The sequence below is a fragment of the Streptococcus sp. HMSC072D05 genome, assembly GCF_001815805.1.
Taxonomy (GTDB): Bacteria; Bacillota; Bacilli; order Lactobacillales; family Streptococcaceae; genus Streptococcus.
In genome coordinates, this window is record NZ_KV821994.1 from 92,395 (window position 1) to 105,299 (window position 12,905).

Annotated in this window: 10 protein-coding genes; all 10 read left to right on the forward strand. The window is 42.1% G+C overall.

Annotated features, from left to right (window positions below; translation table 11 throughout):
- Positions 1 to 346: 346 nt before the first annotated feature.
- Entirely contained in the window at positions 347 to 1,327 is a 981-nt protein-coding gene (locus HMPREF3057_RS02425; protein ID WP_049479550.1) for an acetylxylan esterase, read from the forward strand.
- A 335-nt stretch (positions 1,328 to 1,662) separates the two neighbouring features.
- A complete protein-coding gene (locus tag HMPREF3057_RS02430; protein ID WP_070696202.1) occupies positions 1,663 to 5,055 on the forward strand; it encodes an SIALI-17 repeat-containing surface protein in 3,393 nt (1,130 codons plus the stop codon).
- Between the two features lie 233 nt (positions 5,056 to 5,288).
- Positions 5,289 to 5,987: an N-acetylmannosamine-6-phosphate 2-epimerase gene (locus HMPREF3057_RS02435; protein WP_001135657.1), complete on the forward strand. Its 699-nt coding sequence runs from the start codon at positions 5,289 to 5,291 to the stop codon at positions 5,985 to 5,987.
- 113 nt (positions 5,988 to 6,100) lie between these two features.
- Complete coding sequence (locus tag HMPREF3057_RS02440) at positions 6,101 to 7,429, forward strand: extracellular solute-binding protein (protein ID WP_070696204.1); 1,329 nt, start codon at positions 6,101 to 6,103, stop codon at positions 7,427 to 7,429.
- Positions 7,430 to 7,648: 219 nt separating this feature from the next.
- Entirely contained in the window at positions 7,649 to 8,515 is an 867-nt protein-coding gene (locus HMPREF3057_RS02445; RefSeq protein WP_161800156.1) for a carbohydrate ABC transporter permease, read from the forward strand.
- Positions 8,516 to 8,530: 15 nt separating this feature from the next.
- Positions 8,531 to 9,370, forward strand: coding sequence for a carbohydrate ABC transporter permease (locus tag HMPREF3057_RS02450; RefSeq protein ID WP_070696207.1), 840 nt, complete (start codon positions 8,531 to 8,533; stop codon positions 9,368 to 9,370).
- A 445-nt stretch (positions 9,371 to 9,815) separates the two neighbouring features.
- A complete protein-coding gene (locus HMPREF3057_RS02455) occupies positions 9,816 to 10,268 on the forward strand; it encodes a NanQ anomerase/TabA/YiaL family protein (protein ID WP_070696210.1) in 453 nt (150 codons plus the stop codon).
- Between the two features lie 20 nt (positions 10,269 to 10,288).
- Positions 10,289 to 10,933, forward strand: a complete 645-nt coding sequence (locus HMPREF3057_RS02460; protein WP_000057501.1) for a YesL family protein — start codon at positions 10,289 to 10,291, stop codon at positions 10,931 to 10,933.
- A gap of 170 nt (positions 10,934 to 11,103) precedes the next feature.
- Positions 11,104 to 12,021 (forward strand): dihydrodipicolinate synthase family protein, encoded by a 918-nt coding sequence (locus HMPREF3057_RS02465; protein ID WP_007521192.1) that lies wholly within the window; start codon positions 11,104 to 11,106, stop codon positions 12,019 to 12,021.
- Positions 12,022 to 12,038: 17 nt separating this feature from the next.
- Positions 12,039 to 12,905 (forward strand): ROK family protein (locus tag HMPREF3057_RS02470; RefSeq protein ID WP_070696213.1); only part of this gene is annotated, 867 nt, incomplete at its 3' end.

Consider the following 12,905-nt stretch of genomic DNA (forward strand, 5'->3'; position numbering starts at 1 on the left):
GTTTGCTCTTTGATTTTCATTGAGTATAAGCTTTCTCTAAGGAAAACTTAAGCTAGCTTTTAGGTTTGGGCCTTATACTAGAATCATCAAAAAGAAACGAGGACTCTCACATGACGATTAAAGTAACCTACCAAAAGAAATTCCAAACCGTCAAACTAGAGAAAGGAGCTAGCACCTATTGATACACAGAGAGCGGAAACGCTCTTTTTATTTTTAAAACTACTTTCAGGCGATAGGTTTGAGGAAAGAGAATCTAAAATCACTTTCTATTTAGAATTCTTTCTTGCATTGCCTTCCTAGATATGCTAGAGTTATGATAGCGATTACAAAACTAAAGGAGCATGCTATGAAAAATCCAGCTTTGCTAGAAGAAATTAAGACTTATAAAGGACGGGATGAGATTCCAGAAGACTTTGATGCTTTCTGGGATGAAGAGGTCAAAAAAGTTTCATCTCTTCCAGCCTACCAGTTGGAGGAAAGAGATTTCCACATTCCTCAAGTCAAGTGTTATGAGCTGACCTTTGAAGGAACTAATGAAGGCAAGGTCTATGCACGAATCGTCCTTCCAAAGACTGAGGAGAAGGTTCCGCTAATCTTCCACTTTCATGGCTATATGGGACGTGGCTGGGACTGGGCCGACATGCTGGCCTATACTGTGGCTGGTTACGGTGTTGTTTCCATGGACGTTCGTGGTCAGTCGGGCTATTCTCAAGACGGCTTGCGCTCTCCACTAGGAAATACGGTGAAGGGGCATATCATCCGTGGTACTGTGGAAGGTCGTGAACATCTCTTTTATAAGGATGTTTATCTGGATATTTACCAGTTGGTTGAAATTATTGCTAGTCTGCCTCAGGTGGATGAGAAAAGACTTTCTAGCTATGGTGCCTCACAAGGTGGGGCTTTAGCCCTAGTTGCAGCAGCGCTCAATCCTCGGATTCAGCGAACAGTTGCCATCTATCCCTTCTTGTCCGACTTTAGACGAGTACTTGAGATTGGCAATACCAGTGAAGCCTATGATGAACTCTTCCGTTATTTCAAGTTCCACGATCCCTTCCATGAAACAGAGGATGAAATCATGGCGACTCTTGCCTATATCGATGTGAAGAATCTTGCCCATCGTATCAAAGGAGAGGTCAAGATGATTACGGGCTTGGATGACGATGTTTGCTATCCTATTACCCAGTTTGCGATATACAACCGCCTAACTTGCGACAAGGCCTATCGCATCATGCCAGAGTATGCTCACGAAGCCATGAATGTTTTTGTCAATGACCAAGTCTATAACTGGCTCTGTGGCAGTGAGATTCCTTTTAAGTACGTAAGATAATGAATGAGAGAGCCCAGGAGCTCTCTTTTTATGTCCAAAACCTGAAAGTACTTTTAGAAAATTTAAAATATTAAAATATTCTTAAAAGTAAAATCTATTCTGTGGGAACACAGATATAAATATAAGACTTTATTGTATAATAAAGGAAAAGTCACTTGTGAAAGGAGGAAAAAGGCTGCCGGGTGGTTAAAAACTCGGGCTCAGCAGAAAATGGGAGAGGATTGGGAGCTCTCATTAAGTTGGATACTTTCTTGTAAAACTTGTCTCTTGAGAGACAATAAAAATTTTCAAAGAAAAAGAAAGCGCTTTATTTTATGAAAAATGAAAGGACAAACATGAATTACAAATCTTTACATCGGAAACAGCGATACGGAATTCGAAAATTTGCAGTCGGGGCGGCATCTGTAGTGATTGGTACAGTAGTATTTGGAGCAAATCCAGTCTTAGCTCAAGAGCAAGCCAATGCAACAGGGGCCAATACAGAAACTGTCGAACCTGGTCAAGGTTTATCAGAATTGCCAAAAGAAGCGTCCTCGGGAGATCTTGCTCATTTGGATAAGGATTTGGCTGGTAAATTGGTAGCAGCTCAAGACAACGGCGTTGAGGTGGATCAAGATCATTTGAAAAAAAATGAGAGTGCAGAATCAGAAACCCCATCCTCTACGGAAACCCATACAGAAGAAGCAAATAAGGAAGAGGAATCAGAGGATCAGGGGGCTATTCCTCGTGACTATTACTCAAGAGATTTAAAAAATGCTAATCCTGTCCTTGAAAAAGAAGATGTTGAAACCAATGCAGCAAATGGTCAGAGAGTCGATTTATCAAGTGAACTAGACAAACTAAAGCAACTAAAAAATGCTACAGTTCACATGGAGTTCAAACCAGATGCATCAGCTCCACGCTTTTACAATCTCTTCTCGGTATCCAGTGACACCAAGGAAAATGAGTATTTTACTATGTCGGTCCTTGATAATACAGCTCTTATTGAAGGGCGTGGCGCTAACGGAGAGCAGTTCTATGATAAGTATACAGATGCCCCTTTGAAAGTTCGCCCTGGACAATGGAATTCCGTGACCTTTACTGTCGAACAACCGACAGCGGAGTTACCTCATGGTCGAGTTCGTCTCTATGTGAACGGTGTCTTATCTCGAACAAGTCTCAAATCTGGTAACTTCATCAAAGATATGCCAGATGTTAATCAAGCTCAACTTGGAGCAACCAAACGGGGCAATAAAACAGTTTGGGCATCAAACCTACAAGTACGAAACCTAACTGTTTACGATCGTGCTTTAAGCCCAGATGAAGTTCAAACACGAAGTCAATTATTTGAAAGAGGTGAATTGGAACAGAAACTTCCTGAGGGAGCAAAAGTCACTGAGAAAGAAGACGTCTTTGAAGGTGGTAGGAACAATCAACCAAATAAAGATGGTATCAAGAGTTATCGTATCCCAGCTCTTCTCAAGACAGATAAAGGAACGCTGATTGCAGGAACGGATGAAAGACGTTTGCACCATTCTGACTGGGGAGATATTGGGATGGTTGTTCGTCGCAGCTCAGATAATGGAAAAACATGGGGAGACCGAATCGTAATCTCAAATCCTCGTGACAATGAGCACGCTAAACATGCAGATTGGCCATCTCCAGTCAATATTGATATGGCCTTGGTGCAAGACCCTGAAACAAAGAGAATTTTTGCAATTTATGACATGTTCCTTGAAAGTAAGGCAGTATTTTCATTGCCGGGGCAAGCTCCGAAAGCTTATGAACAAGTGGGAGATAAAGTTTATCAAGTTTTATATAAGCAAGGAGAATCAGGTCGCTATACAATTCGAGAAAACGGAGAGGTTTTCGACCCTCAAAATAGAAAGACAGATTATCGTGTTGTCGTTGACCCTAAAAAACCAGCCTACAGCGATAAGGGGGATTTGTATAAAGGGAATGAGCTAATCGGAAATATTTATTTTGAGTATAGCGAGAAGAATATTTTTAGAGTTTCCAATACCAACTACCTATGGATGTCCTACAGTGATGACGATGGGAAGACTTGGTCTGCACCAAAAGATATTACACATGGGATTCGGAAAGATTGGATGCACTTCCTAGGAACTGGACCTGGTACGGGGATTGCCTTGCGCACAGGACCTCATAAGGGAAGATTGGTGATTCCAGTTTATACAACAAACAACGTTTCCTACCTAAGTGGTTCTCAATCATCTCGTGTAATTTATTCAGATGATCATGGAGAAACATGGCAAGCAGGGGAAGCAGTTAATGATAACCGTCCAGTAGGCAACCAAACCATTCACTCTTCAACAATGAATAATCCAGGCGCCCAAAATACGGAGTCAACTGTTGTTCAGTTGAATAATGGGGATCTCAAGCTCTTTATGCGTGGGTTGACTGGTGATCTTCAGGTTGCGACCAGTCATGATGGGGGAGCAACGTGGGATAAGGAAATCAAACGTTATCCTCAAGTAAAAGACGTTTATGTTCAAATGTCCGCTATTCACACCATGCATGAAGGAAAGGAATACATTCTACTCAGCAATGCTGGTGGTCCTGGACGCAACAATGGTTTGGTTCACCTGGCTCGTGTTGAGGAGAATGGTGAGTTGACATGGCTAAAACACAATCCTATACAAAGTGGTAAGTTTGCTTACAACTCACTCCAAGAACTTGGAAATGGCGAATATGGTTTGCTTTATGAGCATGCGGATGGCAATCAAAACGATTATACTTTATCCTATAAGAAATTCAACTGGGATTTCTTAAGCAAAGACAGAATTTCTCCTAAAGAAGCAAAAGTAAAATATGCCATCCAAAAATGGCCAGGTATTATCGCCATGGAGTTTGATTCGGAAGTATTGGTCAACAAGGCTCCGACCCTTCAGTTAGCAAATGGTAAAACAGCAACCTTCATGACCCAGTACGATACAAAAACTCTCCTATTCACAATAGACCCAGAGGATATGGGGCAAAGGATTACAGGTCTAGCTGAGGGTGCAATTGAAAGCATGCATAATTTACCAGTTTCTTTAGCTGGCTCTAAACTAAGCGATGGTATTAATGGCAGTGAAGCTGCTATCCATGAGGTGCCAGAGTACACAGGTGGTGTAAATGCTGAGAAAGCAGCGGTTCATGAAGTTCCGGAGTATACAGGTCCATTGGCAACAGTAGGTGAAGAAGCAGCTCCAACAGTAGAAAAACCAGAATTCACTGGTGGTGTCAATGCTGAGGAAGCCCCAGTGGCAGAGATGCCAGAGTACACCGGTCCATTAGCAACAGTAGGCGAAGAAGCAGCTCCAACAGTAGAAAAACCAGAATTCACTGGTGGTGTCAATGCTGTTGAGGCAGCAGTCCATGAACTGTCAGAGTTTAAAGGTGGCGTTAACGCGGTTCTAGCTGCATCTAACGAGCTTCCTGAATATAGAGGAGGTGCTAACTTTGTCTTAGCAGCTTCAAATGACCTACCAGAGTACATAGGTGGCGTCAATGGTGCTGAGGCGGCAGTCCATGAACTTCCAGAGTACAAGGGAGACACCAATCTAGTATTGGCGGCAGCAGACAACAAACTGTCTCTAGGCCAAGATGTGACCTATCAAGCGCCAGCAGCTAAACAAGATGAACTTCCAAATACGGGAAGCAAGGAAACAAGCTCACTGGTTTCCCTTGGTCTTGCAGGTGTTCTTTTATCCTTGTTTGCATTTGGCAAGAAGAGAAAAGAATAATAGGCAAGAGCTATTTGAATAAGTCTCAGGAGAGATAGCAGGTTTTTCAGCCTGCTATCTTTCTTTATTAAATTCGGCTTGATTCAAAATCATAAGAAGTCTGAAACTACTTTCAGGATAGTCTGTTCTATAAAATAGTTTTGAAACTGAAATCTATTCTATCACAACCTATTGAAAGCGCTTAACAAATGATATATAATAAGCCCATAGAAGAAAGAAAGGGAGGAAAGAGGATGCCACAGATCAGCAAAGAAGCCTTGATTGAACAGATCAAAGATGGAATCATTGTCTCTTGCCAGGCACTTCCTCACGAACCGCTTTATACAGAAGCGGGAGGAGTCATTCCCTTGCTAGTCAAAGCGGCTGAGCAAGGTGGAGCAGTCGGTATCCGAGCAAACAGTGTTCGTGATATCAAGGAGATTAAGGAGGTTACGAAACTCCCGATTATCGGGATTATCAAACGTGACTATCCGCCACAGGAGCCTTTCATTACAGCTACGATGAGAGAAGTTGATGAACTGGCTGAACTAGACATTGAGGTCATTGCTCTGGATTGTACCAAACGTGAACGTTATGACGGTTTGGAAATCCAAGACTTTATTCGACAAGTCAAAGAAAAGTATCCGCATCAACTCTTAATGGCTGATACCAGTACCTTCGAAGAGGGAATAGCAGCGGTCGAAGCAGGGATTGATTTTGTTGGAACAACCCTATCAGGTTATACCTCTTATAGTCCTAAGGTAGATGGTCCAGACTTTGAACTGATCAAAAAACTCTGCGATGCCGGCGTGGATGTCATCGCTGAAGGGAAGATTCATACACCAGAACAAGCCAAACAAATCCTTGAATATGGGGTGCGAGGCATCGTTGTTGGTGGTGCGATTACTAGACCAAAAGAGATTACGGAACGCTTTGTTGCCGGTCTTAAATAACACAATCTCAAAAAAGAGGAGAGTGGTCGATGCGTCGGATAAAATGAAAACGTATACAAATCTAAAGAACTCATTATCCAATATGGATACGCTTATCAATTAGGAGAATACAAATGAAATTTAGAAAACTAGCTTGTACAGTACTTGCGGGTGCTGCGATTCTTGGCCTTGCGGCTTGTGGTAACTCTGGTGGAAGTAAAGATGCTGGAAGCTCTAGTAGCGATAGCGGAAAAACTGAAATCACTTGGTGGGCATTCCCAGTCTTCACACAAGAAAAAACGGGTGACGGTGTTGGAACTTATGAAAAAGCAATCATCGAAGCTTTTGAAAAAGCAAATCCAGATGTAAAAGTGAAATTGGAAACCATCGACTTCAAGTCAGGTCCTGAAAAGATCACAACAGCCATTGAAGCAGGAACAGCGCCAGACGTACTCTTTGACGCACCAGGGCGTATCATCCAATACGGTAAAAATGGTAAATTGGCTGAGTTGAACGACCTCTTCACAGACGAATTCGTCAAAGACGTCAACAACGAAAACATTGTACAAGCAAGTAAGGCTGGCGACAAAGCTTACATGTATCCAATCAGTTCAGCTCCATTCTACATGGCTATGAACAAGAAAATGTTGGAAGATGCTGGAGTTGCAAACCTTGTAAAAGAAGGTTGGACAACTGATGACTTTGAAAAAGTTTTGAAAGCGCTTAAAGATAAAGGCTACACTCCAGGTTCATTGTTCAGTTCTGGTCAAGGGGGAGACCAAGGAACACGTGCCTTCATCGCAAACCTTTATGGCGGTTCTGTAACAGACAAAGACGTAACCAAATATACAACTGACGATCCAAAATTTGTCAAAGGTCTTGAAAAAGCTGCTAGCTGGATCAAGGACGGTCTATTAAACAATGGTTCACAATTTGACGGTGGAGCAGATATCCAAAACTTTGCGAACGGTCAAACCTCATACACAATCCTTTGGGCACCTGCTCAAAACGGTATCCAAGCGAAGCTCTTGGAAGCAAGTAAGGTAGATGTGGTAGAAGTACCATTCCCATCAGACTCTGGTAAACCATCTCTTGAATACCTTGTAAACGGATTTGCAGTATTCAACAACAAAGATGATAAGAAAATCGCTGCTGCTAAGAAATTCGTTCAATTCATCGCAGATGACAAAGAATGGGGTCCTAAAGACGTAGTTCGTACAGGTGCCTTCCCAGTTCGTACTTCATTTGGTAAACTTTATGAAGACAAACGTATGGAAACAATCAGCGGCTGGACTAAATACTACTCACCATACTACAACACTATCGATGGATTTGCTGAAATGAGAACACTTTGGTTCCCAATGTTGCAATCTGTATCAAATGGTGACGAAAAACCAGCGGATGCTTTGAAAACCTTCACTGAAAAAGCTAACGAAACAATCAAAAAAGCTACAAAACAATAAGCACTAAGTCAGATTGATTCCCCCCTTTTCCCTGTGCACTACGGTGTAAGAAAAGGGGGACTTTTGTTTGAAATGGTAGGAACTGTCACGAAATTAAAATGAAGTTCTTACATAAGCGAATCTTAAAAAATTTCATTTTGATTTTAAAACAGTTCAAGAAAATCAAAAACTATTCTATTTGAAAGAGAGGTGCCGACTGTGAAAGTCAATAAAATTCGTATGCGGGAAACAGTGATTTCCTACGCTTTCCTAGCACCAGTGTTATTCTTCTTTGTCATCTTTGTCTTGGCTCCTATGATTATGGGATTCATTACAAGTTTCTTTAACTACTCCATGACGAAATTTGAGTTTGTGGGCTTGGACAACTACATTCGCATGTTTAAAGACCCTGTCTTTATGAAGTCTTTGATCAATACCGTTATCCTGGTTATTGGATCTGTTCCGATTGTGGTTCTCTTCTCGCTCTTTGTAGCATCTCAAACCTATCATCAAAACGCCATTGCCCGTTCTTTCTATCGTTTCGTCTTCTTCCTTCCTGTAGTTACAGGTAGTGTTGCCGTAACGGTTGTATGGAAATGGATCTATGACCCCCTATCAGGGATTCTAAACTTTGTCCTTAAGTCAAGCCATATCATCAGTCAAAACATTTCTTGGCTGGGTGATAAAAACTGGGCTTTGCTAGCGATTATGATTATCCTTTTGACAACATCTGTTGGTCAACCGATTATCCTTTATATCGCTGCTATGGGAAATATTGACAACTCACTTGTTGAAGCAGCGCGTGTTGATGGTGCGACTGAGTTCCAAGTCTTCTGGAAGATCAAATGGCCTAGCCTTCTTCCAACAACCCTTTACATCGCGATTATTACGACCATCAACTCATTCCAATGTTTCGCCTTGATTCAGCTCTTGACATCTGGTGGTCCAAACTATTCAACAAGTACCTTGATGTACTACCTTTACGAAAAAGCCTTCCAATTGACAGAGTACGGCTATGCAAATACCATCGGTGTCTTCTTGGCAGTGATGATTGCCATTGTCAGCTTTGCTCAATTCAAGATCCTCGGAAACGACGTAGAATACTAAAGAAAGGAGACAGCTATGCAATCTACACAAAAGAAACCCTTAACAGCTTTTACTGTTATTTCAACGATTATCTTGCTCTTGTTGACCGTGCTGTTCATCTTTCCATTCTACTGGATCTTGACAGGGGCCTTCAAATCACAGCCTGATACCATTATGATTCCGCCACAGTGGTTCCCTAAAATGCCAACCATGGAGAACTTCCAACAACTCATGGTGCAAAACCCTGCTATGCAGTGGATGTGGAACTCTGTATTTATCTCACTGGTAACCATGTTCTTGGTTTGTGCAACCTCTTCTCTAGCAGGTTATGTACTAGCTAAAAAACGTTTCTATGGTCAACGCATCCTCTTTGCAGTCTTTATCGCTGCCATGGCTCTTCCAAAACAAGTTGTACTTGTACCATTGGTACGTATCGTCAACTTCATGGGAATTCATGATACTCTTTGGGCAGTTATCCTGCCTTTGATTGGATGGCCATTTGGGGTCTTCCTCATGAAACAGTTCAGTGAAAATATTCCAACAGAATTGCTTGAATCAGCTAAAATCGACGGTTGTGGTGAAATTCGTACTTTCTGGAGCGTAGCCTTCCCTATTGTGAAGCCAGGATTTGCAGCCCTTGCAATCTTTACCTTCATCAATACTTGGAACGACTACTTTATGCAGTTGGTTATGTTGACTTCACGTCAAAACTTGACCATCTCACTCGGGGTTGCGACCATGCAGGCTGAAATGGCAACCAACTATGGTTTGATCATGGCAGGTGCAGCTCTTGCAGCCGTGCCAATCGTAACCGTCTTCCTTGTCTTCCAAAAATCCTTCACTCAAGGGATTACTATGGGAGCGGTCAAAGGTTAAGACCTTACGAAAATCGAATTTAAACTACGTCAGCATCACCTTGCCATACTTAAGTATTGCCTGCGGTTAGCTTCCTAGTTTGTTCTTCGATTTTCATTAAGTATAAGAGAATATAGAGTTATAAGTGTCTACAAAATGGAGAGTATGCAGTTGCTTCGTGAAGTTTTGTCAGACACTTATAAACTTAAGAATGAACTCTTTTCATGATACTAGTTAGAGTAGGTTCGTTTTAGGGCAACTATTTCCCGCTTTAGTGGTATCTAAGATAAGCAATTAACGCTTATCTTAGACGGAATTTTTGAGACTGACGATGAAAGAGCAAAAGGCTCAAAAATTAGGAATGAAATACCGAAGGGATTTGCTTCCGTCCGCACTATTACAGGGAGATAGAGAAAGGATAATTCGAAACTGAAAACTAGTAACTATCAGAAACGAAGGAAACAGTATGATTTTTGACGATTTGAAAAACATCGCCTTTTACAAGGGAATCCATCCCAATCTAGACAAGGCTATCGACTATCTCTATCAGCACCGTAAGGATTCTTTCGAACTCGGTAAGTATGAGATTGACGGGGACAAGGTCTTTCTAGTTGTTCAGGAAAATGTCCTCAATCAAGCTGAAAATAATCAATTTGAGCATCATAAGAACTATGCAGACTTGCATTTGCTGGTAGAAGGACATGAATATTCGAGCTACGGTTCACGTATCAAAGACGAAGCGGTAGCATTCGACGAAGCGAGCGACATTGGCTTTGTCCATTGTCATGAAAAATACCCACTCTTGTTGGGCTATCACAATTTTGCAATTTTCTTCCCAGGAGAACCACACCAGCCAAATGGCTACGCAGGGATGGAAGAAAAGGTTCGCAAATATCTCTTTAAAATTTTGATTGATTAAAAGAACCAGGAGGAGCAAACATGGCACAAAAAGGAGTAAGCCTTATCAAGGCAGCATTTGATACAGATAATTTTCTCATGCGTTTCAGTGAGAAAGTCTTGGATATTGTGACAGTCAATCTTCTTTTTGTCGTCTCTTGTTTGCCCATCGTAACGATTGGAGTGGCGAAAATCAGCCTTTATGAAACCATGTTTGAGATTAAGAGAAGCAGACGAGTTCCAGTTTTCAGAACCTATCTAAGAGCCTTCAAGCAAAATCTGAAACTGGGTTTCCAGTTAGGTTTGCTAGAGTTGGGCATTGTTTTGCTGAGTCTTTTAGACCTCTATCTTTTCTGGGGCCAGACTGCTTTGCCTTTCCAGATTGTGAAAGCAATTTGTTTGGGGATTCTCATCTTCCTCACTCTGGTGATGCTGGCTAGTTATCCCATCGCTGCGCGCTATGATTTGTCTTGGAAAGAAGTACTGCAAAAAGGGCTTATCTTGGCAAGTTTTAACTTTCCATGGTTCTTCCTCATGTTAGCCATTCTCTTTCTTATTGTGATGGTTCTTTATCTGTCCGCCTTCACTCTCCTTTTGGGCGGATCGGCCTTTATCCTCTTTGGTTTTGGTTTGCTGGTCTTTCTCCAAGCAGGATTGATGGAGAAAATTTTCGCCAAATACCAGTAGGATGACTTGTTTCTGAAACTACTTTCAATCGTTACAGTTTCTAAAATACAAGTAGAAACTAAAATCTAAGTGTATATAAGATATTGAAAGCGATTTTCACAAGGTGTATACTAAACTTGTAAAGAATAGAACTGCTCTCAGCAGAAAAAAGAAATCTTAGGAGAAAATCTATGTCAGATTTAAAAAAATACGAAGGTGTCATTCCAGCCTTCTACGCATGTTATGATGATCAAGGAGAGGTAAGTCCAGAGCGTACGCGTGCCTTGGTTCAATACTTCATTGATAAGGGAGTTCAAGGTCTCTATGTCAATGGTTCTTCTGGTGAATGTATCTACCAAAGTGTGGCAGATCGCAAGTTGATTTTGGAAGAAGTCATGGCAGTTGCCAAGGGCAAATTGACTATCATCGCTCACGTAGCTTGCAACAATACCAAAGATAGTATGGAACTTGCTCGCCACGCAGAAAGCTTAGGAGTAGATGCCATTGCAACGATTCCACCGATTTACTTCCGTTTGCCAGAATACTCAGTTGCTAAATACTGGAACGATATCAGTTCTGCAGCTCCAAACACAGACTACGTTATCTACAACATTCCTCAATTAGCAGGTGTTGCTTTGACTCCAAGTCTCTACACTGAAATGTTGAAGAATCCACGTGTTATCGGTGTTAAGAACTCTTCTATGCCAGTTCAAGATATCCAAACCTTTGTCAGCCTTGGTGGAGAAGACCACATCGTATTCAATGGTCCAGATGAACAGTTCCTAGGTGGACGACTCATGGGTGCCAAAGCTGGTATCGGTGGTACTTATGGTGCTATGCCAGAACTCTTCTTGAAACTCAATGAGTTGATTGCTGAGAAAGACTTGGAAACAGCGCGTGAATTGCAATACGCTATCAACGCAATCATTGGCAAACTCACTTCTGCACATGGAAATATGTACGGTGTCATCAAAGAAGTCTTGAAAATCAATGAAGGCTTGAACATTGGATCAGTTCGTTCACCATTGACACCAGTGACCGAAGAAGATCGTCCAGTTGTAGAAGCAGCTGCTCAATTGATTCGTGAAACCAAGGAGCGCTTCCTCTAATCCATAAGGAGGTATTTATGACACACTACGTTGCAATTGATATCGGTGGAACCAATATCAAATATGGTTTGATTGACCAAGAAGGCCAACTTGTTGAATCGCATGAAATGCCAACCGAGGCGCATAAGGGTGGACCTCATATCTTACAAAAGACAAAAGATATCGTAGCCAGCTATATAGAAAAAGGCCCAGTAGCAGGTGTTGCCATTTCTTCTGCAGGAATGGTGGATCCTGATAAGGGTGAGATTTTCTATGCTGGTCCTCAGATTCCCAACTATGCAGGAACCCAGTTCAAGAAGGAAATCGAGACGAGTTTTGCGATTCCTTGTGAGATTGAAAATGATGTCAACTGTGCAGGTCTGGCTGAGGCAGTATCTGGTTCAGGCAAGGGAGCGAGTGTCACACTTTGCTTGACCATTGGAACCGGTATCGGTGGTTGCTTGATTATGGATGGGAAAGTCTTCCATGGATTTAGCAATTCGGCCTGCGAAGTTGGTTACATGCACATGCAGGATGGAGCTTTTCAGGATCTTGCTTCTACGACAGCCTTGGTTGAGTATGTAGCAACAGCTCACGGTGATCCAGTTGATCAGTGGAATGGCCGACGCATTTTCAAGGAAGCTACTGAAGGAAACAAGATTTGTATGGCTGGTATTGACCGCATGGTAGACTACCTTGGGAAAGGTCTGGCAAATATTTGCTACGTTGCCAATCCAGAAGTGGTCATTCTCGGTGGCGGGATCATGGGGCAAGAGGCTATCCTCAAACCGAAGATCCGCACAGCCTTGAAGGCGGCCTTGGTGCCAAGCCTAGCTGAAAAAACACGATTAGAATTTGCCCATCACCAAAACACAGCAGGGATGTTGGGAGCCTATTATCATTTT